General features: G+C 54.1%; 20 protein-coding genes. 13 read left to right on the top strand and 7 right to left on the bottom strand.

Annotation, left to right across the window (positions count from 1 at the left end):
* Positions 1-152 precede the first annotated feature (152 nt).
* From Pla144_RS16100 to Pla144_RS16085, 4 genes are all read left to right on the top strand, one after another.
* Positions 153-1,085 (top strand): ABC transporter ATP-binding protein, encoded by a 933-nt coding sequence (locus Pla144_RS16100; RefSeq protein ID WP_146451731.1) that lies wholly within the window; start codon positions 153-155, stop codon positions 1,083-1,085.
* Positions 1,072-2,037 (top strand): ABC transporter permease, encoded by a 966-nt coding sequence (locus Pla144_RS16095; protein ID WP_146451730.1) that lies wholly within the window; start codon positions 1,072-1,074, stop codon positions 2,035-2,037. The genes Pla144_RS16100 and Pla144_RS16095 overlap by 14 nt, the downstream gene beginning before the upstream one ends.
* A gap of 65 nt (positions 2,038-2,102) precedes the next feature.
* Positions 2,103-3,032, top strand: a complete 930-nt coding sequence (locus Pla144_RS16090; RefSeq protein ID WP_146451729.1) for an ABC transporter ATP-binding protein — start codon at positions 2,103-2,105, stop codon at positions 3,030-3,032.
* Positions 3,029-3,817: an ABC transporter permease gene (locus Pla144_RS16085; RefSeq protein ID WP_146451728.1), complete on the top strand. Its 789-nt coding sequence runs from the start codon at positions 3,029-3,031 to the stop codon at positions 3,815-3,817. Before Pla144_RS16090 ends, Pla144_RS16085 begins: the two co-directional genes overlap by 4 nt.
* A 53-nt stretch (positions 3,818-3,870) precedes the next feature.
* On the opposite strand, the gene Pla144_RS16080 is transcribed toward Pla144_RS16085, so the two are convergent.
* From Pla144_RS16080 to Pla144_RS16070, 3 genes are all read right to left on the bottom strand, one after another.
* Complete coding sequence (locus tag Pla144_RS16080) at positions 3,871-5,217, bottom strand: matrixin family metalloprotease (RefSeq protein WP_146451727.1); 1,347 nt, start codon at positions 5,215-5,217, stop codon at positions 3,871-3,873.
* A 428-nt stretch (positions 5,218-5,645) separates the two neighbouring features.
* A complete protein-coding gene (locus tag Pla144_RS16075) occupies positions 5,646-6,506 on the bottom strand; it encodes a pirin family protein (protein ID WP_146451726.1) in 861 nt (286 codons plus the stop codon).
* Entirely contained in the window at positions 6,503-6,934 is a 432-nt protein-coding gene (locus Pla144_RS16070) for a DoxX family protein (RefSeq protein WP_146451725.1), read from the bottom strand. The genes Pla144_RS16075 and Pla144_RS16070 overlap by 4 nt, the downstream gene beginning before the upstream one ends.
* 226 nt (positions 6,935-7,160) lie before the next feature.
* On the opposite strand from Pla144_RS16070, the gene holA reads away from it, so the two are divergent.
* The 4 genes from holA to Pla144_RS16050 all read left to right on the top strand — a co-directional run bounded on the left by holA (position 7,161) and on the right by Pla144_RS16050 (position 12,154).
* Positions 7,161-8,213 (top strand): DNA polymerase III subunit delta, encoded by a 1,053-nt coding sequence (holA, locus tag Pla144_RS16065; RefSeq protein ID WP_146451724.1) that lies wholly within the window; start codon positions 7,161-7,163, stop codon positions 8,211-8,213.
* A gap of 247 nt (positions 8,214-8,460) precedes the next feature.
* Positions 8,461-9,858 (top strand): hypothetical protein, encoded by a 1,398-nt coding sequence (locus Pla144_RS16060; protein WP_146451723.1) that lies wholly within the window; start codon positions 8,461-8,463, stop codon positions 9,856-9,858.
* A gap of 99 nt (positions 9,859-9,957) precedes the next feature.
* The gene (locus Pla144_RS16055; protein ID WP_146451722.1) at positions 9,958-11,436 is read left to right on the top strand and encodes a Gfo/Idh/MocA family oxidoreductase; all 1,479 of its coding nucleotides are present in this window, start codon (positions 9,958-9,960) and stop codon (positions 11,434-11,436) included.
* A 13-nt stretch (positions 11,437-11,449) separates the two neighbouring features.
* On the top strand, positions 11,450-12,154 hold the full coding sequence (locus Pla144_RS16050) for a class I SAM-dependent methyltransferase (protein ID WP_146451721.1): 705 nt from the start codon (positions 11,450-11,452) through the stop codon (positions 12,152-12,154).
* 95 nt (positions 12,155-12,249) lie between these two features.
* Here the strand turns inward: Pla144_RS16050 and Pla144_RS16045 are convergent, their stop codons facing one another.
* The 4 genes from Pla144_RS16045 to Pla144_RS16030 form a co-directional block, all read right to left on the bottom strand.
* The gene (locus Pla144_RS16045) at positions 12,250-13,791 is read right to left on the bottom strand and encodes a sulfatase family protein (RefSeq protein ID WP_231936406.1); all 1,542 of its coding nucleotides are present in this window, start codon (positions 13,789-13,791) and stop codon (positions 12,250-12,252) included.
* Positions 13,792-13,940: 149 nt separating this feature from the next.
* The gene (locus Pla144_RS16040) at positions 13,941-15,863 is read right to left on the bottom strand and encodes an ABC transporter ATP-binding protein (protein ID WP_146451719.1); all 1,923 of its coding nucleotides are present in this window, start codon (positions 15,861-15,863) and stop codon (positions 13,941-13,943) included.
* 156 nt (positions 15,864-16,019) lie between these two features.
* Positions 16,020-16,511: a pantetheine-phosphate adenylyltransferase gene (gene coaD / locus Pla144_RS16035; protein WP_146451718.1), complete on the bottom strand. Its 492-nt coding sequence runs from the start codon at positions 16,509-16,511 to the stop codon at positions 16,020-16,022.
* 228 nt (positions 16,512-16,739) lie between these two features.
* Positions 16,740-17,894: an aminotransferase class V-fold PLP-dependent enzyme gene (locus tag Pla144_RS16030; protein ID WP_146451717.1), complete on the bottom strand. Its 1,155-nt coding sequence runs from the start codon at positions 17,892-17,894 to the stop codon at positions 16,740-16,742.
* Positions 17,895-18,098: 204 nt separating this feature from the next.
* Here Pla144_RS16030 and Pla144_RS16025 point away from each other — a divergent pair, with 204 nt between their 5' ends.
* The 5 genes from Pla144_RS16025 (at position 18,099) to pdxA (ending at position 23,598) form a co-directional block, all read left to right on the top strand.
* Positions 18,099-19,322, top strand: a complete 1,224-nt coding sequence (locus Pla144_RS16025) for a protein-L-isoaspartate(D-aspartate) O-methyltransferase (protein WP_146451716.1) — start codon at positions 18,099-18,101, stop codon at positions 19,320-19,322.
* 241 nt (positions 19,323-19,563) lie between these two features.
* Positions 19,564-20,532, top strand: coding sequence for a TIGR03000 domain-containing protein (locus Pla144_RS16020; protein ID WP_146451715.1), 969 nt, complete (start codon positions 19,564-19,566; stop codon positions 20,530-20,532).
* 309 nt (positions 20,533-20,841) lie between these two features.
* Positions 20,842-21,594 (top strand): hypothetical protein, encoded by a 753-nt coding sequence (locus tag Pla144_RS16015; RefSeq protein ID WP_146451714.1) that lies wholly within the window; start codon positions 20,842-20,844, stop codon positions 21,592-21,594.
* Positions 21,594-22,556 carry an HTTM domain-containing protein gene (locus tag Pla144_RS16010; protein ID WP_146451713.1) on the top strand — a complete coding sequence of 321 codons (963 nt, stop codon included), beginning with the start codon at positions 21,594-21,596 and terminating at the stop codon, positions 22,554-22,556. Before Pla144_RS16015 ends, Pla144_RS16010 begins: the two co-directional genes overlap by 1 nt.
* Before the next feature lie 28 nt (positions 22,557-22,584).
* On the top strand, positions 22,585-23,598 hold the full coding sequence (gene pdxA, locus Pla144_RS16005) for a 4-hydroxythreonine-4-phosphate dehydrogenase PdxA (protein WP_146451712.1): 1,014 nt from the start codon (positions 22,585-22,587) through the stop codon (positions 23,596-23,598).
* The last annotated feature ends 151 nt before the right edge of the window (positions 23,599-23,749 follow it).

Genomic DNA, 23,749 nt, shown 5'->3' with positions numbered 1-23,749 from the left:
TGTTCTATATTGTCTGCTTTGCAAAATTCTGCGTCTCAGCGATTATCTTTTCTCAGTAATACTGGCAAGAATCGCACACCTTTGGCGAATCGGTTATGATAGGTTCTCACAAGACATAGCCATCCGTCACCTGAACCCTTGCCGAAGCTTTGATGAACGCCCTGATTGAGTTGGACGAGATCTCGAAGAACTATGGCTCGTATCAGGCGCTAGACCGGGTTTCGCTTTCGATCGATTCGGGTATTACTAGTCTCTTGGGTCCCAATGGGGCCGGTAAGAGCACGCTCATCAAGATCTTGCTCGGGCTCCTGCGGGCCACGAGCGGTGAGGGACGCCTGCTGGACTTTCAGCTTGGACGCCACAATCGCCAGATTCGCGAGCGAGTAGGCTATATGCCCGAAGATGATTGCTATCTTTCGGGCCTGTCAGGGGTGGAATCGGTACAGCTCTCCGCCCAGTTATCTCGGTTTCCGCGTCTGGAGGCACTACGCCGTGGACACGAGATACTCGACTTCTGTGGGATGGGCCAGGAACGCTATCGTGCGGTAGAAACCTACTCGACCGGCATGCGTCAAAAACTTCGCTTCGCACAGGCTCTAGTTCACGATCCGCCGATTCTGATCCTCGATGAACCAACATCCGGGCTCGATCCTGGCGAACGCGAATCGATGCTCAATCGCATCAAGATATTGGCTCGCGAGAAGGGAAAGGCAGTGCTCTTATGTACGCACATCTTGCCCGATGTGCAAGCGGTGAGCGATGCAGTTGTAATTCTCGCGAATGCCAGGGTGCGTGTGGCCGATCAATTGGAACATCTCAGTGTGCCGACGGCTCCTTCTCTTCGCGTTAAGATTCTAGGAGATGCCGATGCATTTGAATCGCATCTGCGACGAGTTGGACTTTCTGTGCAACCTAGCGCGAATGGTGCAATCACTGTTGAAGGGCAACACGAAGAGCTGGCCGAGAGAATATGGCAGCTGGCTCGTCAGGCGCGAGTCGGGGTACGATCAATCGAGCCCTCGCGGAATTCTTTGGAGGAAATCTTTCTCAATGCGGTGAGGGAACAACCTGATGGCCATTCATGATGTAGGCTACCGTGCTTGGGAGGGAACTCTTGCCTCGCCTTGGACACGCTGGACGGTGATTACCAAAGCGGGGGTTCATCGAGCTTGGCAGAGCACCTGGCTCAAGCGAATGATGCTCTTTGCGTGGTTGCCAGCGATTTGGTTTGCCGTTGGATTCTTTCTGTGGGAGCAATCTCTGCTGAATCAAGACATCCAAGGAGGTATGGAGATGTTTCTTGACGATGAATTAAGCAAGTTGGATTTAAAAGGGTTTTCTGCTGGGTTTCAGATCGAAGACGAGCGAGTAGCGCGACATAGCGTCTGGTCGTGGCTCTTGTATTTCTTTTTCCGCTATATGCAAGGCGGAATCATGGTGTTGATGGTGGGGATCATCGCCCCACCGCTCATCTCACAGGACGTTCGATCCCGAGCCTTTTTGCAATATTTCTCTCGTCCAATCGCACGATGGCAGTATGCGCTTGGCAAACTTGCCACTGTCTGGTTCTATCTTCTGATGATCTCTGCCGCACCTGCACTCTTGCTCTATGCGTTGGGAGTACTCATGTCTCCCAGCATCCAGGTCATCGTCGATACCTGGGATCTCCCGCTCCGTATAGTAGCGGCGTCAGCCGTGCTAATGATCCCCACGGCTTCCTTAGCATTATGTTTTTCTTCGCTCACCGAAGAGAGTCGCTATGCAGCTTTCACATGGTTTGCCGTGTGGATCTTGGGTTGGTTTACCTACGCCGTGATGATCTCAGTGGAGCATCGGCACTCTAATCAACCGAGAAGCGAGCTTTTCGAAAAGTGGTCTCCAGTCTCCTTGTATCATACGCTGGGGGAGGTCCAAAGCTGGATTTTTGGCTTTGCCACGTTCGAACAAATTGAAACTGCTGCGATAACGTTGGTCGGAATCACTGTATTGTCCACTTTAGTAATGTTCCGCAGAATTTCTGCTCCCCTACGTGCATAGTCACAATGCCGAACTTTCCCGACTGACAACCAATATCAGATGCTTACGCTTCCGCCTCGCCATTTATGATTCAACTCACCAATGTTACCAAACTGTATGGCACAGTGATCGGCGTGAATGATATGACGCTCGATTTGGCTGCAGGTGCGTATGGTCTGCTGGGACCCAATGGATCAGGCAAGACTACCTTGCTGAGTCTATTGACGGGGCAATTGATTCCTACGATCGGAAGTGTACGGGTGCTTGGCGAGTCGCCTCGAAATAATGCCGAACTATTTCGTCGACTTGGTTACTGCCCGGGGAGCGAAGGGCTGTATGCCAATGTTTCAGCTCTTGAGTGGGTGCGATACTTGTGTCAGTTGCAGGGATTTACTTCGAAAGATGCGCGCCGGGCTGCTGAAGCGGCCCTCGCTACAGTGGGTATGACGGCGGCGATGAATCGTCCGATTGCCAGCTATTCGCGTGGCATGCGGCAGCGAGTGAAGCTCGCCCAAGCGATTGCTCACGATCCTGATCTCTTGATTCTTGATGAACCGTTCAATGGCCTCGATCCCATCGGTCGGCATGAAATGGGAGAATTGCTCAAGACGTGGATTGCCGAGGGAAAGAGTTTACTCCTGGCCAGCCATCTGCTTTACGAAGTCGAATCTATCACCGATCGCTTTCTGCTCATTAACGGTGGAAGGCTCCTGGCCTCAGGGACAGCGGCAGAAGTGCAAGCCCTACTTGTTGACGCGCCCAACGAAATTACCTTGCGAACTACTCAGCCGCATCGTCTGGCTGGTTTGCTCGTCGAGCGCGAGATTACAGATTCCCTAAGAATCAGCGACCACTCGGTGGTCCTCTCGACGCGTCACCCTGGGCAACTCTATGAGCAGCTTCCGAGCTGGCTTGCTGAATCGCAAATCGCCATCACAGAAATGCACTCGGCAGACGAATCCTTGCAGGCCTTATTCAATTCGCTGCTGAAAATCCATCGAGGGGAAGTGGTGTGATCTTCAGAAGCGTAGCAACCGTGTTCTGGTTCGAATCGCGGCGGGCGTTAACCGCTTCGCGATTGGTGTGGTGGGGAGTGTTGACACTCTTCCCGTCCTTGATTGTTGGCATGATTCGCATGGCAATCGCTGACGACCCCAACCAACCGGGCCCTGAAGTTTGGACTGTGTTCTTGTTCGCCCTCGTGCCGATGCTGGTTAGCATGCTTGGCACGTTCCTGTGGGCAACGCCTGTGGTTTCGGCCGAACTAGAAGGCAAGAGTTGGGTCTATCTGGCAGTACGCCCTTACGGAACCATTGCAGTCTTGTTGGGTAAATACCTGGCTACCATCGCCTGGGTTCTAAGTTCGGCAATCGCAAGCCTGATTCTCGCCGCTTTGATTGTACCTCTCGACAACGTTGGAGGAATCTTCAGCACTATTCTACCACTGACAATACTCTCCTGCCCCGCATACGCGGCTATCTATCTCTTGTTGGGAACCTTGTTTCCCAAGCGGTCGATGGTGATAGCGGTGGCTTACACACTCATCTTCGAACTAATCGTGAGCATGATCCCGGCGCTGATCAATACCTTCACGGTACAATTTCGGCTCCGCACTTTGCTGTTTCAGTGGGCAGATATCCCGATTCGTGGCGACACCAATGTCTTACTTGCGTTTGTGGGAAATCCTCCTGCCTGGGAGCATGTCGTGGTGCTCGTCGCATTCACTTTGATACTCTTGCTCGTTGCAATTGGTGTCGTGCGGGAGCGGGAATTCTCTGCGAGCGAAGAAGGGAATGGCTAAGGAAATGGAAAATGTAGGAATAGGGGAATGAAGGGATGTAGGAAGTTGACAATTTATTCCTTCATTCTTCCATTTCTACAACTGATCCACGGAATCAATCCGGCCAGCAATAGGACCACTCCTGCTGGCTCGGGGACCATGGCCAGGTCGAGTTGATAGAACTGTGCAAGATTCTGCGCACCGGAGATACGGATAAGATATTCACCTGCTGTGGGAAGTGCAAAATTGCTAATTCGCTCAGCTTCCCCCAGGCCTCCGGCAGTCGAATAACCTAGCAGACTGGTTCCCGTACCGTTGTACAAGAACAGCCCCAAATCATTTCTGGCCGAGGTGACATATGGGGTCTGCGTACCGCCGTGCGGTCCCTCTGGATAGGTGGGGCCAAGTGGCGTAAGTAGAATATCCACGATGCTGGGGACCGTTACATTAAATCTGAAATAATCGGTATCGGAACTTTTGTTGATGCTCACGAAATCAACGTCGATAGGTGATATCGCGGCATCTACCGCATCCTCTCCCAGCTTAATCGATTGCCCTATTTGAAGACTTCCCAGGTTAGTTGCTTTGAGCGGCGTATCATTGCCACCATTTTCTTCGAAGCGATCGCCATAAAGGCTATGGACCCCCAAGATATCGTCAAATTGCGGGCCATCAATCGAAGTATCTAGAAAAGCCTCCATCAAGAAGTTGTGGCCTTCAGAAGCTAGGTGGTTGAGGCCAAGTCCGTGGCCAATCTCATGCATCATTGTATTGCGAAAACGCAAATAGTTGCCCGAGGGATTTCCGAAGCGTCCGACTTCGTCCGTGTCGAGCACCATGTCGGAATTGTTGGGAAAGTAGTTGTAGGCGACAATTGTCGGACTAATAGCCCCGTCAATTGAGTGGCCTCCAATACGATGATCACCTCGGATACCCAGAAAACCTTGGGCACTTCCCAATCCTGTTGCTGGAACGCCATTGACTACACCATCGTCATGCGACTCGTAGGAAAATACTAGGCCAGAAACGTCATCCCAGCGATCGAAGGCGCTCTTAATCAAATGAAACCAATCGCGTTGCATCAAGTCGGACCCTCCTGGACTTGCTCCACCATGATGAATCCCATCGAGAACGGCGATCAGATTGCTGGGCGAAGAGGGTTCTCCCACACCCTGAGGCATTGCAGTGAGATCAGGAACAATGCTCCATGTCAGAATTGCAGGTTCACCTAGGGGTGAAAAACCACCCGAAGTAGTGCTCCAACCGTTTCCTACTGTTTGAAAAGCTTGGAGGTCATCTCCGCCTTCCTGGAAGCCATCCAGGAGAGCCCATGACTCGCCCCTCAGGATGGAGCTAGACTGCGAAATTGCAGACAGAAAGGCTGCGCCCGCAAGAAGAAAACAGAATGTGGTTCGTTGCATTAGAACTTCCGCTGCGAAGTAAGTTATGCCTAAGGGCCTCAAGCAATCAATGCTCGGCGAACCCAGCGAAGCAGGCAGCGGTAAATGCAATTTAACGAGAAAAGTCTCTAAGAGTCACTCAATGCCCAACAAAGGTTAGCGACCGACTAGCTGGTAGTTGGGTGGCCATGTGAGTGAATATCAAGCGGTGAACAACGGAGGTTGCCCACACTATCACCTCATGAGACTTGCCTCTTCTCGATTAGATTGATTTGGTTCCGATGACAACTTCAGGATCAGTGGATTAATCCCATAATCCCGCTTACTTCAGAATAATTAGGCCTTTCGGGAGTGGCAAGTATTTGGCCAAAAATCTACCACTTGGGCGAGAAAAGAGGTGCCGACCTCGTCTGATGGGAATGTTGTACGGGTGTTACTGGCCCTATGGGTCAAGTAAGCCGCCCCATGCGACCGGCCTTATAGTCCTGAATTGCTTCACGAATCTGCTCGCGGGTATTCATAACAAAGGGCCCTTCGCCGACAACGGGTTCGCCCAGTGGTTCACCAGTGAGAACCAGAACACGGGCCGGAGTCTCCGCCTGGATGCTCAATGAATCACCCTCCCGTTCGAATAATGCCAGTTCAACAGCCTTAATCGGTTCGTCGTTCGCTAGCAATTCGCCCTGTTGCACAACAAGCATAGAGGTATGACCGGAGGGGATCGGCAAATCATATTTCCCTCCCTTGTTGAGTTGTAGATCCCATACGTTAATTGGCGTGAAGGTTGAAGCTGGGCCGTGCGTTCCAATAAGTTCGCCGGCAATCACTCGGGCCTTCCCGGCACTCTCAGCCAGTGGAACCCAAGGAATCTCTGCGGCGACAATCCCTTGGTATCGAGGGGTAGATAACTTTTCCTTGGCCGGGAGATTGACCCACAGCTGGATCATCTCAAACATACCACAGTTCTTGGTGAACTCTTTGCTATGCAACTCCTCGTGAACTACACCCGAGGCAGCCGTCATCCACTGCACATCACCGGGACCGATCGAGCCACGACTACCGCTCGAATCGCGGTGTTCTAGCTCGCCTTGATAGACGATCGTTACCGTTTCGAAGCCACGATGTGGATGCTCCCCTACGCCTCGTTTAGCTTCTGCAGGCTCAAATTCATAAGGCCCACCGTAGTCGAGCAATAAGAACGGGTCGAAAGTTGCCCCCTCCCGGTATGAAAACAAGCTCCGCACGGGAAAACCATCCCCTACCCAGTGAAGTGGTACATCGCGGACGATTCGCAGAATCTTTTTCTTCATACTTTCCCCTCAATCTTGTTTGCCTGCTTTCTGCCTCCCCAGATCAAATGATCGAGCGAGAACCGCCCACCTCCGGTGAAAATCAGTGCTGCATAGACTGCCAGATAGGCGGCGGCCAGCTCCTTCCGTTGCCAGGGATCGGCGCCGTGGACAACAAAACAGGCCACGATCATGGTAAATGCCAAAGGTGAAGCCGCGAAACGAGTTCCGAATCCGATGATGAGCAGCAGCGAACAACCAACCTCCGCACCGATCGCCGAGATCAGGCTAAGCCGACTTCCCATGCCAATTGGATCTGCGAAATTGTCTGCCATTTCTTTGAAGCCCATCAGCTTCTGCCAGCCGTGAACGAGCATGAACAGGCCAAAGGAAACCCGCAGGGTCAGGAGTCCAATCGAATTCAGAGTCTCTCGATTCGTGAACGACATCGTTTCTCCTTGGGAGTTTGGATCTTGCCACAAGAGATGGAGGTTTTCTGCTTCTTGACTTGTATCCCGACTGGCAAGAGAAATCAAGGATCCGCAATAATCCTGCATGGGGTAGTAGAACACTAGTTGCGATTTCGTGTAAATTGGATTTACTGTCGTCGTACTCCTGGAGAACTATCCTCTGGCTAAGCAATCTGCACATATTGTTCCCGCATTAAAAGTGCTCATGAAGCCGGGAGACTTCCCCGCCGCGGGAGTATGCGCCATCTCGGGGGATGATCCGTTCCTCAAGCATGAAGTCCGCAACGCCCTAGTCAAATCGACTTTAGGGGATGCTTCCGAAGGATTCGGGGTCGAAGTCTTCGAAGGTCGTCAAGCGGAGTGGCGAGACGTGCAGGATGCCCTCCGCGAGCGGTCGCTCTTCGGCAGCTCGCAACAAGTAGTCGTTGTGGAAGATGCCGATCCGTTTGTGAAACAGTACCGTGAAAAGCTCGAAGAGATTGTCGAGACCACACCGGTTGGAAGTTCGCTGATTCTGGAAGTCACAAGCTGGCCAGGCAACACACGTCTGGCGAAGGCTGTAGCCAAGAGCGGTCTGACGATTTCGTGTGCTACACCTGAGAAGGGAGCCGAGCTCACGGCACACACAAAGCTGCTCAAGGATTGGCTGACCCATCAGGCGCTTCACGTGTATGGAGTGAAACTCGAACGCGGGGCCGTCGATGTTCTGCTGGAACAACTCCCCAGCGAGTCAGGTATTCTGTGCCAAGAGATTGCTCGCCTCGCACTGCTCACAGACGACAAGGCACCTATCGATATTGCACTCGTGAAAGAGCACGTCGGTGGTTGGCGAGTGCGCAAGACCTGGGACATGATCGATGCCGCTGCCGACGGCCGCGCTGACGATGCTCTCAATCAACTCGATCGCCTGATGGCCGCGGGGGATGAGGCCTTTGCCTTGTTGCCACAGATGGCATCGACATTGCGCCGGTTTGCCGCCGCTGCGCGAAACTACGAACAGGCTGAACAAGCCCGCCGCCCGATGTCGCTCCGCGCTGCCCTGGAAGCAGGAGGGATTCCCCCTTTCAAACTGGGAGCTGCCGAGGTCCAGCTCAAGCAAATTGGCCGCCCTCGAGCGAAGCAGCTCTATCGGTGGTTGCTAGCAGCCGATCTTGAACTCAAAGGGCACAACTCGACCAAGGATCGTGCCCGCCGGGTGCTAGAGACGTTGATCGTGCGACTTTCTAAGCAAGCAGCTCCGGCGCGCAGCAAGGCTTAGGCTTTTCGGGCGGACGATGCTAGCTACTATGATAGCCAAGATGGATGCCCCTCGCGGGGGGCAATGAGCTTGTCAGTTGCGGCGCGGTTTTCTATGCTTCCGCCCGCCTTTCTACCCAACTTTTCTTACCAGAGCTACGCGACTGCCGAGTGGAAATGTACGCTCGCTACGAACCGTCAATTTCGGTAGTCATATCTGAATTATGATTCGAGCCACTGACAATAGGACTTCGCCCTGCAAGATGCTAGTGATCGCTTGTACGGTGATGCTGCTTGCAAGCGGATGTGCTGGACCGTGGCACGCCCGTCAGGACGTTCGATCTTCGGCGGTTGCCCATGACGAAGTTGCTCCGCCAAAAGTCGCGACCGCCTCGCCGTCCCAAGAATCTGCCGCCCTAAGAATTGATCCTTATACTTCCTTGGCCAAACACGAGACTCCTGCTGACCCAGCCCAGGAGACCGCGCTAAACATCTTCCTTTCTGAGGTCCGCTCCAACATCGCCCTCGATGCCACTGCAGAGGCACAACTGCGTAAAGAACTACTGCAATCGCGACAAGATGAGTGGCCGATGGTGCTGCGCCAGTTTCGTTCTGCACTCAATTATCGACAGGAACTCCTAGCGCGAGAAGCAAGGCAATTGACGGTTCCGCCTGACAGCCACTCTCGCAGCATATCACCAATCACTCACGATCCAATCACCCATCAGACCACATTGAATCCTGCCACGATGCAGCTTGAACAGTTGCGTACCGAGCTTGCACAGGAAAGACAGACACAATTCGCCAATCATCAACGCCCCGTTCAGCCCCAGGTTGCAGAACCATCTGCCTCCTTGCCGATTCAAAACGCGATTTTGGCAAACCACACGACGGCTCTACCAAACACCCAGCAATCATCTGCCATCGAGCCTGCTGGCCATACGACAGCGGTTAAGCCAGCACAACTTGCCTGGCAAGATCACCTCACCGATGCGATTACCGCAATGCAGCAAGAAGTGAAGCCGTTGCCAGGGAGCACCGACGAACTTCAAGAACATATGCGATTGAGAATGTTGCTCCTGACGGCAGGCCGAGAAGAAGATTCGCTAGAGCCAATCCCAGGAGCATCGGCCTCGGAACAGGACTACTGGTCTAAGCAATTGTTTGCCATCTCAGCATTGCTCGATTCGGAGCGGCAGCCAGACATGAAACAGCGAGCTGCTGGGGCTTTGGTTCATCTCGATCAGGCACGAGCCCGACTTGGTGAACTGGCTTCGTTGCAAGTTCGCAACCTCACGTTCGCTGACTCGGTCGACGGATACGGACTCTATGAACCTCACGCCGATACCAGGTTCAAACCGGGTGACCAGGTAACCCTCTACACAGAGGTCGAGAATTTTCGCAGCGAATCGACTAAGAAGGGTTTCCGCACATCCCTGGCGACCAGCTACGAAGTTGTTGATCCCCATGGGCGACATGTCGAAGGGGCGCAATTCCCTGAAGTCGAAGACATCTGTCAAAATCTACGACATGATTTTCACATGCAATACGGCCTGGCCCTGCCAACACGCATCTATCCGGGCAGCTATGAACTGCGACTGACAATCACCGATCAGCTCAGCAACAAAATCGGGCATTCGACGATTCCGTTTGAGATTATCGAATAAAGCACTAGTTGCAAAAAATCGCCTGATTTCCCTCCGCCGCATACTTTGCTAGAATGGGAGGATCTGTTCCATATCCATTCTTCAGGAGGCTCTCTTCCCATGACCGTATCGAGACGTCAATTCATCACATCGACCGCCGCCACGGCAGCTTCTTTGGGACTAATTGGGATCAGTTCTGCTCGTGCTGCCGAGACCGCCGACATTCGTGTTGGAGTGATCGGCCTAAACGGTCGGGGCAAGACACATCTTGGAGAACTTGGAAAGAATGTTGTCGCCATTTGCGATGTCGATGAAGATGTGCTTCACAAAAGCGAATCAACGTTCCAAGAAAAGCATGGCCGTAAAGTGGACATACTCTCCGACTATCGTCGCCTGCTAGAGAGAAAGGACATCGACGCTGTATCAATTGCCACGCCGAATCATACTCATGCCCTGATAGCCGTCGCCGCCGCTCAGGCGGGCAAGGACGTCTATTGCGAGAAGCCGATCGCCCATAATATCTGGGAGAGCCGCCAGGTAGTACAGGCCGCTCGCAAGTATGATCGCATTATTCAATGTGGCACGCAGGCCCGATCAAGTCGCAGCATCAAGCAGGCTGTCGATTACTTACGCAGTGGAGAGCTGGGTAAAATTCGCTACGCCGTGGGAACCTGCTATAAGCCACGTCCCAGCATCGGCAAGCTAGACCAGCCACTGAAGATTCCTGCTTCGATAAACTACGATCTGTGGTGTGGCCCTGTCGAGATGAAAGAGATTTATCGCCCGAGCCTTCACTACGATTGGCACTGGGATTTCAACACTGGAAACGGTGATATGGGCAATCAAGGCATTCATCAGATGGATGTTGCCCGTTGGATGCTGGGAGTCGATACACTTGCCCCACGTGTGCTGAGTATTGGTGGTCGTTTGGGTTACGAAGACGCCGGCGACACGCCTAATACGCAAATTGCTTATTTTGACTATCCTGAAGCTCCGCTCATCTTCGAAACTCGGGGGCTTCCCCATTCGAAAGCGGGTCAGCAGAACTGGGGCGATTCGATGGATCGCTATCGAGGGATGCAAATCGCGGCAGCAGTGCAATGTGAAGGAGGGTTTGTCGTTGCAGGTAGTTCCTACAACGACGTCGTAGCCTATGACAATGAGGGAAAACAAATCAAACAGTGGAAAGACCCCAGTGAATCACATTTTGCCAATTGGCTTAAGGCGGTCGCCAGCCGCAATCGCTCTGAACTGAACGCCGAAATTCAAGAAGGACATCTCTCCAGTTCCCTCTGCTTCATGGGGGGTATCTCTCATCAGTTGGGCACGAAGAAACCCACTGCTGAAATTGCCGAAATTGTCACCGGGCGAGAATTACTCGCTAACTCTTTCGACCGCATGGCGAGCCATCTGCGGGCCAACGATGTGGATATCGATTCCCAGGATGTGCTCACTTTAGGCGCGGCCCTTGAGTTGGACCCCACGAACGAGATGTTCATCGGCAACGATGCCGCCAACACCCTCCGTTCCCCCAAGCAGCGTACCCCCTTCGCCGTTCCCAATCTGGAAAGCGTAGACACCCGCACCGCCGCGAGCTAGTTGATCTGGAAATATGGCTCGACGACAACAAACCATTGGGCAGGGCTTGATGCTTCTCAATCTGCTGGTGGGTTGTGCGAACGCTTACGCTCAAGAAGCTGCGCTTGCGCAGCCTGCTAAGGAATACTACGGTCGCGAGATAGCTACTACGATGCATTTCCTGGGGGCGCCTTGGCTTGTTCGAGAATCTCGGCAGCGCGAAGAGGACTGCGAAAAGCTGCTCGCAGCCCTGAATCTCAAACCGGGGCAAACAGTCTGCGACCTTGGCTGTGGAAATGGGTTTTATACTTTGAAGCTCGCCGAGTTGGTCGGCGAGGAGGGGCGTGTCGTCGCGGTCGACATCCAACCCGAGATGCTCGGAATGCTCCGTGCCGCGGCGGAGGCAGTTGGCTTGGAGAACATCGAGCCTGTACTCGGCACCGAGGTAGATCCCCGCCTACCAGCCGAGACATTTGACTTGGTCCTGCTAGTTGACGTGTATCACGAATTCTCCCACCCTGCCGAGATGCTCGCAGCGATCCGCAAGAGTCTCAAGCCCAATGGACGCATCGCCCTGGCTGAATTTCGTGAGGAAGATCCCGATGTGCCTATCAAGCCACTGCACAAGATGAGTAAGGAGCAGATACTCAGAGAGTACGCCCCCAATGGCTACCGACTCGTCGAAGAATACGACGACCTTCCCTGGCAGCACTTGATGTTCTTTGGGGAAACTGAATGATGCATGTGCGAATGGATTTTCACAAACTGCCGAGGAATGTGAGCGTGACAAACGAAAACGAGAAAGAAAACCTTCAAGTCGAAGGTTGTGCTTCACTATTCAAGCACCGTACGTGCCCCAGAACGTTGCTGAGCCAATAGTTGCTTTAATCTGTTCACCATTTCAGGTTGATCTGCATAAAGATTGTGCCTCTGTGCGACATCCTGCTTCAGGTTGAACAAGAGGCCTGGTGTCCGGCACTTGATGTATCCGCGCGAATCGTTGTAGGCTTCTGGTGACTTGGTGTGCTCGCCTGAAGAGGCATTGATATAGAGCCAATCGCCGGAACGGATTGCCCACTTGTTTGGATAGGTATTGTGGATCAGTGATTCGCGAATCGGCTGGGATGGTGCTTTTCCTAAAAGTAATGGCATCAAGTCGTGACTATCGACTGCAACCTGCTTGGGTAATTCAACATCGACAGCAGATAAGATGGTTGCGAACAGATCGATTTGACTGACCAATGCTTCAGTCACCGTTCCAGGCTTGATCCATCCTGGCCAGCGTACAATGAACGGTACTCGGTGACCTCCCTCCCAGACGTCGCGCTTCAACCCTCGTAGATTTCCGGCACTGGCATGTTGGTATTTAAGTAAGCGGTCGAATGCATAATGTTCTGGTCCATTGTCGGAAGTGAAGATGACCAAGGTAGTGTCCGCCAATTTTTTTTCTTCAATGGCTTGGAGCAACTGGCCCACCACCCAATCAGTTTGATAGACGAAATCACCGTAGGCGCCGGCATTGGTCGAGCCGACGAACTCGTCATTGGGAATGATTGGTGCGTGTGGCGAAGGGAGGGCGAAGTAAAGGAAAAATGGATGTTCGACATTTTGATCATGAATCCACTCGACTCCCTTCTTGGCAATCGCAGGAAGCACTTCATAGGGGTTCCAACCATCAACCATGGGACCGGTCCGGAATTCCCAATTCCCCTCTCCAGTTTGTAGATTTCGGGTACGGAGGTAATCCACGGTCATCGTCTCCGTGGGTGCCTTTACAACGCGATCATTCTCAATCCAGCAGTACGGAGGAAAGTTGATCGTTCCATCGCCAAAATAAGAATCAAATCCCACAGAACAAGGTCCTGACGGAATGGGCTGTGACCAATCATAGGCTGAAACGGGATAAGGCTTCGCCATTCCAGGGGTGTTTTTCAAGTCGGTTTTCTCGGCACCCGGTTTCAGCAATGCATTCCAATCCCAGCCCAAATGCCATTTTCCAATGCAGCCCGTGCGATATCCTGCTTGCTGGAGTAGCATAGCGATAGTTACGTCACCTTGCCGGAATATCGATGGACCCATTTCTTTCACGATGTCGTGCTGCCGACGCCAATGATACTGTCCTGTCAGTAAAGCAAACCGACTTGGTGAGCAAATTCCTGAAGAACTATGGCCGTCGGTAAACCTCATCCCCTGGCTAGCGAGCCGATCTAGATGCGGCGTGCTGAGTTTTGCATCAGAATTCTGGCAAGCCAGATCACCAAACCCCATGTCATCTGCGTAAATGATCAAAACATTGAGTGGCTTGGCAGCAAATAGTCGGGGTGTGATCGACCAATCGCACAACAGCGTGAACAGGACAACTAGGAAAAGTCTCACCTGAACATAACCATTGACCACTTATTGACCCCGCAAAATACCGTCAGCTAGGTGAGAATAGTAGAACGAGAAAGATATCTTTGTCAGTTTACCCAAATTGCCGATGACCGAGGAGGAGTCTTTCAACTTATCCCTTCCCGATTTGATCGTCAAAGTGAAATTGACGAGTTAGCATTGGCTTTCGTGGCTTTTTTCTCCTGCGGTTGGGTCTGCAAGTCCACCATCCGCCGATATTTTCCGTTGGTAGCCATGAGCACGTCGTGTGTGCCTACCTCGCTAATCTGACCGTGTTCGAGTACGACAATCCGGTCGGCATGTGCGATCGTGCTCAGGCGGTGGGCGATTACCAGACAGGTGCGGCTAGCCATCAGGTTGGCTATACCCGCTTGAATGGTCCGCTCGCTCTCGGTATCGAGATTACTTGTCGCTTCGTCGAGAATCAAAATCTTGGGATCGGCCAACACTGCTCTGGCAATCGCGATTCGCTGTCGCTGACCGCCACTGAGCTTGACTCCTCGCTCGCCAATCAGTGCGTTATATCCATTGGGCAATACCTCGATAAACTCCGCCGCGTTGGCCACCTGGGCTGCCTGACGGATTTCCTCTTCACTTGCATGGCGATTGCCGTAGGCGATGTTGGCCGCAATGGTGCCGTCGAACAGAAACACGTCCTGTTCGACGATGCCGATGAGTTGGCGATAGCTGTCCATGTCCAAATCAGCGAGGTCCTGGCCATCAAGCAGAATCCGTCCGCTGGTCGGCTCATAGAATCTGGCGACCAGATTGCACAGCGTTGTCTTGCCCCCGCCACTAGGTCCCACGAGCGCGATCATCTCGCGGGGAGCAATCTCCAAGTTGATTCCTTCCAGCGCGAAGGCATCGGACCCTGGGTAACTGAACGATATGTTCTCGAGTGTGATGCCTCCCTCCACCTCTGTCTTTTCGATCTTTGTCGCGGCCGTGGAAGATATCTCGCGCGGTTCTTCAAGCAAATCCAGAATGCGGTCGAGGCCTGCCAGTCCGTTCTGAAATTCCGCCGCACTCTGGGCCAATACCGCCAATGGTCCCAACAGCATCAAGAGATACGCCAGAAACATCACTAATTCGCCAGTCGAAAGGGCTCCACCAAGTACCCGATAGCCACCGTAGAGTATTAGCGCTCCACTCGCCAAGGGCATGAGGATTTCCCACAGGATTTCTATCCACCGCATCCACCACCAGGAGTACAGCTCCTGGCGACCCATGAGATGGTTGCCGCGCATGATGCGGCTCGTCTCGACCCGCTGGCCGCCAAAGGCCCGCACGACCCGCATTCCGCCAAAGGCTTCGGTGGCGAGTGAATCGACTTTTTCGCGTTCTGCGCGAATGCGGCGATGTTGCGGGCGAATCTTGCTGATCCACATGCGGTGGGTCGCAATCACCAGCGGTATCACTAGCACTGCCCCCAGTAGCAATCGCCAGTCTACCCAGGCTAGTACGCACAGACTCCCCACCAGTTGCACAATCGCTCGCCACGGGTTGTAAATCATGCCAAACACAAGTTCGCCGACGCTGCCGGCATCCTGCCGCAATATGCTGGCCGCGCCGCCTGACTTGAGTTCCTGCACGCGATGCAGAGGAAGCCGCATCACATGCGAGAAGACTTTCTTACGAATCGACAATTGTAAAAGTTTGGTCACCCGCGTGGCGTGCCAACGTCCCCAGACATGCAGCGCTAGCCGCACCACCGAGATCGCAAACACACCTACGACGATGGCCACGAGTAATGACCAGCGATCGCTGGGGAGCCACTCTGCGAGGCTAGCCGGAAGAGGCTCGTCACCGAGCACATTCTCAATGACGATCTTGGTCGTTGCCGGGGGAATCAGGGCCAGGATCGTAGAGATTGTCAAAGTGCCGAGGGCAAACCCTAGAGCCGCCCGTTGACCACGCAATAGTTCAAAGAAGCTCGCAACAAGCGCCCAAGTGGAACGTTCTCGTCGTTTCTTCCCCTGATCCGACTTGACGCCAGCAAACATCTCCCTGCGGTAGTCATCGAATCTCTCTTTACTGGAAGCGGAAGTCTTCCTCATCGGCGGGCTTTCTCTGCGGGGTCGCGGCGGGGCTCGCAGGTGAACCACCCGCGAGATCGCCTCATTTTACGCATGATTCCCCCAGAAAGCGAGTTGGTCTTTTGTCGAATACCACAAGCATGGTCTTCGACTCTCGACAGTCTGGTTTCAGCCTTGTCACCCCGCCAGCTTCTTCCGCAAATCACCAACAATCTCGCGCGGTACAAAACGAGCCAACTCTTCATCCCCAGCCAAGGGTGTTATTTGCTTAATCAGACTGCTGGACACGTGCGAGAATTCGTCGTCGGCCATGAGGAACACTGTCTCCACACCCGGGTCAAGTTTGCGGTTGGCCAGGGTCATGGTAAATTCCGTTTCCATATCAGTAAGCGACCGGATACCGCGGATGATCACGCGGGCGTCACATTCACGGACAAACTGCACGGCCAACCCCGCGAAAGTTTTTACGATTACGTTCGGCAGATGCTCTGTTACACGCGAGAGCAATGCGACGCGCTCGTCGGCCGTGAAAAGCGACTGCTTCTCGATGTTGATACCCACGCCGACAATCAATTCATCGACGAGTCGGCTGCTCCGCTCAATGACATTCAGGTGGCCGAGTGAGATGGGGTCAAACGAACCAGTGTAAACCGCACAACGAGATGACATGAGAAGCCTCAATAAAAGATAGAGTAATTTGTCGTCCCAAAGAGTTTGCCACGACTCATTGTCATCCCGGTGGGAGTTCTGCGACCAGAGGGATCTGGGCGCCAAAATCTTCACGGATGAATTGCGAGCAATGTGTCTACCCAGATTCCTCAGGTCGTGCGCCTCCCTTCGGAATGACAGACTACACGCCCAATTGCCACCCATTCTGTCGCAATATTGTTCACAACGCTAGCCAGATTTGAATTGCTCTATTGCCGCAATCAATCGCTCCAAGTCCTCTTCGGTGTTGTAGGCGTGAGCGCTCAGCCTCAAGCGGCCGGCGCGGCAGTTTAGGGCAATTCCCTGATCCAGACAGAATTTGCGGAACCGATCGGGGTCGTACTGAGGCAATTCGAAAGAAACGATTCCCGAGCGGGCTTCTCCATTACGAGGTGAACAGATCCTTGCCCCGGCGGCTGCCAGTTTCTCGCAGGCGAGGTCTGTTATGTCCAAGATAGTGGCAGCGACATTCTCAATACCGAGCGAAAGAAGCAACTCAAGACTCGCTCCTAGGCCGATGAAGCCTGCCATGTTGAGTGTGCCACCTTCGTAGCGTGCCGCGGTTGGTTTCAAGTTCAATTCGATCTGATTAAAATTTCCTCCATGCACGACACTGTTCCAGCCTATGCCAATCGGTTGCAATTGGTCGAGAGTTCGGCGACTAATGTAAGCAATCCCAGCCCCCTCGGGACCCAGGAGCCATTTGTGACCATCGGCCGCCAAGGCATCGATGCCGTCTTCATCCACATCTATCGGAAAGACACCTAAACCCTGTATCGCGTCGACAAAGAACATGGCCCCGCATCGGTGGGCGATGTCAGCGATAGGTCGCAGAGGTCGACGGCAGCCGTTGGAGTAACAAACCCAACTGACGCTCACCACGCGGGTTCGCTCATCGCAATGCTCGGCAATAGTTTCCGGATCAACACGCCCCTGATCCGTGGGAACTAGTCGGGTTTCAACTCCGCGGTGTTTGAGTTGCATCCAAGGGTAAAGATTCGAGGGAAACTCGTCCGCGAGCGTCACTACATTGTCACCACTGCGCCAGTCGAGCCCCTCGGCCACCAAGTTAATTCCGGCGGTTGTGTTGGGCAGGAGAGCAATTTCCTCCGGCTCGGCCCCGACCAAACTGGCCGCACTCGTGCGGACCTTGGCCACTTGCCGCGCCCAATCGAGCCAGACGGTGTCCCCATCCTCGGCAGCCTGCGCGAGCCAGTTGGCCATCGCCTCCGCAGCGGGTTGCGTGATCGGTGCCACGGCGGCATGATCGAAATAGGCCCAATTCCGCGCAACAGGCATCGCAGCACGAAGAGTTTGGCGAGTGGCGGAAATGGATTGGGACATGCTGGTCACGATTTTATTTTTCGAAGACGGCGGGAATAATCTTGGATAGGAGGAAATAGGCCGCGGACAAAAGCGGATTTTTCGCAGATCAGAAGAAACATTTCCTTTAATCCGCGTAAATCGGCCAAATCAGTGTTCTAATTCTTCTTGACTCTTCCTCCGTTCATACCGTTTCCTCCTTTTCAATTCGTTTGATTAGACACCATGCGACGGCAATTGTTCATAACTTGGTTTATCCTCGCGGCAACTGCACCCGTCAGCATAGCACAAGACTTTGCTGCACTACGAGAGAAATTGGTGACCGAAGAAATCGAAGCTGCCGGGGTAAAGGACGCTCGTGTTTTGCAAGCGATGCGTACCACGCCTCGCCATGAATTCGTTCCCGCAAAATGGCTTCCGCAGGCGTATCTAGATGCGGCGCTGCCGATTGGGGATCAGCAGACAATCTCTCCGCCGTATGTTGTCGCCTACATGACGGCGCAGCTAAATCCGCAACCCACCGACCGTGTATTGGAGATCGGCACGGGGAGCGGCTACCAAGCGGCAGTGCTCAGTCCATTGGTAAAAGAGGTTTACACGATCGAGATTGTTCCTCGACTGAGTCGACGTGCCGAGCAGATTCTCCGCCGTCTCGGATATGACAATGTGCACGTCCGCGTGGGGGATGGCTATGAAGGTTGGCCCGAGGTTGCCCCGTTCAATAAGATTATCGTCACCTGCTCGCCTGAGGCGATTCCTATGCCGCTGATCGAGCAACTTGCCGAGGGAGGGCAGATGATCATACCCATCGGCGAGCGCTATCAGCAAAATCTTCTCCGCGTCTCCAAGCAAGAAGCCAAGTTAACCCAAGAGCCATTGCAGGCAACCCTGTTTGTACCAATGACCGGCAAAGCCGAAGACGCGCGCTTGGTGCTCCCTGATCCCGCCAACCCAGGGATTGCCAACGGCGACTTTAAAAGGGTGCTCGGCAAAGATCGCACCCCCGAGGGTTGGCACTATCTCAGAAATGTCGAGGTTCGTACGGAGGACACCGCCAACCTAGCCACCTTAGATTCCGCTTCCGACAACTTTCTCTCCTTCCAAAGCACGCAATCGGGGGAGCCAAGCCGGGCACTCCAGGGACTGGCCCTCGATGGTCGCAAAGTGCGATCAGTTCGACTCTCAGCTCGGATCCGGGGGAAAGACCTACGGGCCGGTCCCACTCACGATCAAATCCCGGCCATTGTCTTGACCTGCTACGACCATCGACGCGCGGCGATCGAAAACCAAATTCTCGGCCCCTGGCAGGGGAGTTTTGACTGGAAAACTGTAGAGGCCCGACTGCAGATCCCGTCTGCCACCCGTGAGGCCATTCTGCGACTCGGACTGCTGGGTGGGACGGGCAAGCTTGATATCGACGACGTGAGGCTTGAGGCCGGGAAAAAGTAGGCCGTGCCGAGACCCGCTCTTCCGCAAATTCCCTCCAGGCAAGGCAAACCGCCTGCTATTCGTGGAAAACGACGAGATATTGAGCCAGAATCCCAGAAAACTACCCAATCCCTAGAGTAGGTTAATTTTACGTAGCTTGCTTGAATTAAACGCTCGGCCTGCTATCCTGGGAGTTTGCTAGCAGGCACTGCGTCCTGGGGTCGGTTTAACAAAATAACTGGAATATTGGGAGACACGGGTGATGAAAAACGTAAGCAATCTTCAGTGGCAAATCGCGTTGTTGGCAGCGGCTTTGGTCGCTGGAATGACAACCGAATCCATGGCATGGTCCCACGGGAGTTGGGGCTCCTATGGTTCGTCAGCCAGCTACGGAAGTTACGGTAGCTCCGCGAGCTACGGCAGCTATGGCTCAAGTGGTAGTTACGGAAGCTATGGCCGCGTGGGGATCATCGGAAGAATCCATGCCCGTCATGCTGCTCGTCACGCAGCACGCGCCAGCTACGGTTCTTATGGAAGCTATGGCAGTTCGGGTAGCTACGGTTCCTCTGGCAGCTATGGCTCTTCAGGCAGCTACGGTTCCTCGGGTAGCTACGGAAGCTCAGGCAGTTATGGCGCAACCTCCTATGAAATGGGAGTCGAGACCGAGGTGGCCAGCAACTCCACCGACAGCGCGATCGTTGAAGTCTCGCTTCCAGCGGATGCTCGCGTCTTTGTCAACGACAACGCCACGACCAGCACAGGTTCTTCGCGAAGTTATGTTTCCAACGGCCTCAAGGCCGGACAGACCTATCGATACAACTTCCGTGTTGAGTACGAAGTGGATGGCCAGCCTGTCGTCAAAGAGGAATCAGTCAATCTCACCGCCGGGGACAATTTGGCCCTCTCGTTTGGCACTGAGAACACCGCTGAAGTGGCCTCGATTCCAGCCAAGACTGAGCTGAAAGTGACCGTTCCTGCTGAGGCCAAGGTCTACCTGGCCGGCGCCCCAACCGAGCAGACCGGCACCAGTCGTAGCTATTCAACCAGTAAACTTGTCAGCGGACAGATCTGGTCGGGTTACACGATTCGGGTGGAAATGGAGATTGATGGTGAGCCCGTCGTGCGGGAGGAAACCCTCGATATCGAGGGTGGCCAAACCTACGAGCTAGCATTCAATTTCGATAACCAAACAGAAGATTTGGCCGACAATTTGGCCCAGTTGACCAAGTAGAGTCAGCGACTGGCCTTCAGTTTCTTAAAACAACCCCCATTTCGGTGTTGACCGGAGTGGGGGTTTTTCTTTTGCTAGGGAGTCGAAAAGAAGCTAAACGCGGACATCTCCAGGTCACAGAGGAGAACCAATGTGAATCTCTGATTCGCCAGTTCCCTACTTTTTGTGCTTCTTTTTTGTCATTAGGCTACTTCATCCTGTAAGGAATATGTAAGTTTTCACTCTTTCTACTCTAACCCTATTTAAACTTGTTCAATTTATTTCACGGCCAATGGCTGCGTGGGACTCTACTTTTAACGATTGTTGACGATGGCGAAATTTGACCAAAAGCGAGAGTCCCAGCAGACTGCGAAGCCGCCCCAGCAGGCTCCTCGTCAGGATGCTGCTCGCTCAAACACCAACATTGGCTGGCATCCGGCATGGCGCGTTCTAGCCAGTGTTATGGTAGTGCTACATGTGCTGGCCGTCTTTTCGGCGCCTTGGGATCTCTCTACCCTGGCTGCGCTGCCGCCGGGGTATCAGGCGGGGACTGACAGTCTGGGGCGCCAACCGCAGCTCCCTCCTCTCGATAGTGAAGTCTGGCAGGAGCCAATCGTGCCGCGCGGCCTGCGCCGCTTTTTCCGTCACTATTTGAACCTGATGTATTTAAACCATGGCTACGAGTTCTTCGCTCCCGACCCTGGCGGGAGCAATATTATTCGCTACACGATTCGCGATAGTGGTGGGCAGACGATAGCCGAGGGGCAGTTTCCTGATCTCGAACAGGAGTGGCCCCGCTTGTTCTATCATCGCCACCTCATGCTCGCGGCTCAAACGGGTGACATGGGACCCGAATCGGGCCGCCATTATGCCCAGCATTTGCTCAAGGCGAATGGTGGGCAGACGATTCGTTTGGAGTGGCTCATCCACGCGTTGCTTTCACCTCAGCAGGTTGCGGACGGCACTCCGCTCGATGCTCCACAGACCAAACTTGTGCTGGCTAACATCGACGAGACCGCCGGGGCCCAGGTTGGGCCACCTCCCGGCGAGTCAGCCGTCACCATTCCAGGGAGTGGCCGCTGATGGGAGTCTTTTCCGATACTCGCGGCTATGTGGCCGAGTCTTGGCAGGCCTGGAACCGCTTTTGGTTTCGCCCGGTTGATCCCGCAACGCTCTCGATGATTCGCCTGTTGGCCGGGACGATGCTGTTTTACACGCATCTGGTGTGGTCGCTTGATCTGCAAGCCTTCCTTGGGCAAGAGGGTTGGCTCCCTGTGGAATACATCCGCCGAGTCCAGGGCGAACAGTGGTCGGTGTGGAGCGTCTATTTCTGGATCAAGCCGGTGTGGTTGCTGTGGACGGTTCATATTGTGGCCCTGCTCGTTTTCTTCTGCCTGATGTTGGGGCTCTTTAGTCGCACAATGGCGGTTCTGGGGTTTCTGTTTGCCGTGTCTTATGCCCATCGGGTGAGCCCGGGGGCATTCTTTGGCCTCGATAAGATCAACTGCATGTTGGCGATGTATCTTATGCTTGGCCCCTGCGGTGCGCGATATTCGCTTGACAGTGTGCGGCGACTCCGAAGAGGTGACACTCAAGAAGTCGCCCCCAGTACGGCGGCCAACCTAGCGATACGGTTGCTGCAAATCCATCTCTGTATCATCTATCTTTTCTCGGGGCTTGCCAAACTCACAGGAGAGAACTGGCACGCGGGAACCGCCGTCTGGTGGGCCTTAGCAAACCAGGAATATCAGTCGATCGACATGACCTGGATCGGCAACTATCCCGTGCTGATCGCACTCGCGACGCATGTCGCGCTTTTCTGGGAATTGTTCTACTGCGCATTAGTGTGGAATCGGTACACCCGGCCATTGGTCTTATGGATGGCGGTGTTCGTTCACGGAGGGATCGCCCTCTTCATGGGCATGATCACCTTCGGCCTGGCGATGTTGATTGCCAACCTGTCGTTCATCAAGCCGGCCACGGTGCGCCGCTGGGTTGATCCCGTGGCTGGTCGGGTAGGGCGGTTGCTGGGCGGCGGTCGCTAAGCTTCAAGCGGCTTGTTAGAATCTCGCTATGGCAACAGAGAAGAAACGACTAGCAATCACCATGGGAGATGCCGCGGGCATCGGTCCAGAGGTGATCGTCCGCGCGTGGTCTGACCCGCGGATTCACGCGTTTTCTCGGCCGGTGGTACTCGGACATCCCCAAATCATGCAGCAGGCCGTGGAGTTGCTTGGTGCAAAAACAGAAGTGGTCGAGGACAACTGTGAGTCGGGGCCTGCGACGATGCCCTGCTTACCTATCGGCGACGACAACGTGTTGTCCGTGGCACAAGGCACTGTGGATCCCCGTACAGGACAAGCCGCTTACGAGGCTCTGATCCGTGCAATCGACGAGACGCTCGCCGGGCGATTCGACGGGATCGTAACTGCCCCCTTGAGCAAGGCGGCCTTGCACGCGGCGGGTCATTTCTATCCGGGGCACACCGAACTACTGGCCGAGCGGTGTGGCGTCACGGATTTCGCGATGATGCTCTACCTGCCGCCGCAAGAGTTGCCCAACAGTCCTGCCGGCTTGGGAGTGGTGCATGTGACGCTGCACATGGCACTGAGTGACGTGTTTGCAAACCTGTCGTCGACGGCAATCGTCGAGAAGTGTCACCTCGCCCAACAGGTGATGCACGAGGGCTTTGGACTTGCCGCACCCAGAATTGGAGTGTGTGCACTGAATCCCCACGGCGGCGAATCGGGTCTGTTTGGCGACGAGGAATCGCGGATCATCTCTCCAGCCGTCGATCAGGCTCAAGCAGCGGGGATCAACGCAACAGGGCCATTTCCCACCGATACGCTCATGGTCCGCGCCCGCGACGGCGAATTCGATGCGATTGTAGCCATGTACCACGACCAGGGTCACATCGCGCTGAAACTCCTCGGAATGCACCGAGCTGTGAACATTACCCTGGGCTTACCCATCGTCCGCACCAGCGTGGCCCACGGCACTGCCTTCGATCGCGCCTGGCAAGGAACTGCCGAAGCGACCGGCATGGTCGCGGCGATCACGACCGCCGCAAAGCTGGCAAGAAAATAGAGATAGGTGATGAGAGGTTAGCAATTAGTCTCGTCAACGTTTATTTGTAGCGGTATCCGCAATGTCGGAGGTAGTTTCGGCATTCATGTTCGGTGAATAGATCGAGAACTCTTCCACAGAGTTCGGTTAGTTTTTCTATGGTACGTTGGGC

The organism is Bythopirellula polymerisocia (genome assembly GCF_007860015.1).
GTDB lineage: Bacteria > Planctomycetota > Planctomycetia > Pirellulales > Lacipirellulaceae > Bythopirellula > Bythopirellula polymerisocia.
Note: the sequence above shows the minus strand (reverse complement) of the source record. Positions and strands in the feature narration are given on the sequence as shown.

Excerpts from the sequence above, each read along its gene's own strand:
- Pla144_RS16100 (WP_146451731.1), top strand. The coding sequence starts at position 153 with ATGAACGCCCTGATTGAGTTGGACGAGATCTCGAAGAACTATGGCTCG.
- Pla144_RS16095 (WP_146451730.1), top strand. The coding sequence starts at position 1,072 with ATGGCCATTCATGATGTAGGCTACCGTGCTTGGGAGGGAACTCTTGCC.
- Pla144_RS16090 (WP_146451729.1), top strand. The coding sequence starts at position 2,103 with ATGATTCAACTCACCAATGTTACCAAACTGTATGGCACAGTGATCGGC.
- Pla144_RS16080 (WP_146451727.1), bottom strand. The coding sequence starts at position 5,217 with ATGCAACGAACCACATTCTGTTTTCTTCTTGCGGGCGCAGCCTTTCTG.
- Pla144_RS16075 (WP_146451726.1), bottom strand. The coding sequence starts at position 6,506 with ATGAAGAAAAAGATTCTGCGAATCGTCCGCGATGTACCACTTCACTGG.
- Pla144_RS16070 (WP_146451725.1), bottom strand. The coding sequence starts at position 6,934 with ATGTCGTTCACGAATCGAGAGACTCTGAATTCGATTGGACTCCTGACC.
- holA (WP_146451724.1), top strand. The coding sequence starts at position 7,161 with ATGAAGCCGGGAGACTTCCCCGCCGCGGGAGTATGCGCCATCTCGGGG.
- Pla144_RS16055 (WP_146451722.1), top strand. The coding sequence starts at position 9,958 with ATGACCGTATCGAGACGTCAATTCATCACATCGACCGCCGCCACGGCA.
- Pla144_RS16050 (WP_146451721.1), top strand. The coding sequence starts at position 11,450 with ATGGCTCGACGACAACAAACCATTGGGCAGGGCTTGATGCTTCTCAAT.
- Pla144_RS16040 (WP_146451719.1), bottom strand. The coding sequence starts at position 15,863 with ATGAGGAAGACTTCCGCTTCCAGTAAAGAGAGATTCGATGACTACCGC.
- coaD (WP_146451718.1), bottom strand. The coding sequence starts at position 16,511 with ATGTCATCTCGTTGTGCGGTTTACACTGGTTCGTTTGACCCCATCTCA.
- Pla144_RS16030 (WP_146451717.1), bottom strand. The coding sequence starts at position 17,894 with ATGTCCCAATCCATTTCCGCCACTCGCCAAACTCTTCGTGCTGCGATG.
- Pla144_RS16025 (WP_146451716.1), top strand. The coding sequence starts at position 18,099 with ATGCGACGGCAATTGTTCATAACTTGGTTTATCCTCGCGGCAACTGCA.
- Pla144_RS16020 (WP_146451715.1), top strand. The coding sequence starts at position 19,564 with ATGAAAAACGTAAGCAATCTTCAGTGGCAAATCGCGTTGTTGGCAGCG.
- Pla144_RS16015 (WP_146451714.1), top strand. The coding sequence starts at position 20,842 with ATGGCGAAATTTGACCAAAAGCGAGAGTCCCAGCAGACTGCGAAGCCG.
- Pla144_RS16010 (WP_146451713.1), top strand. The coding sequence starts at position 21,594 with ATGGGAGTCTTTTCCGATACTCGCGGCTATGTGGCCGAGTCTTGGCAG.
- pdxA (WP_146451712.1), top strand. The coding sequence starts at position 22,585 with ATGGCAACAGAGAAGAAACGACTAGCAATCACCATGGGAGATGCCGCG.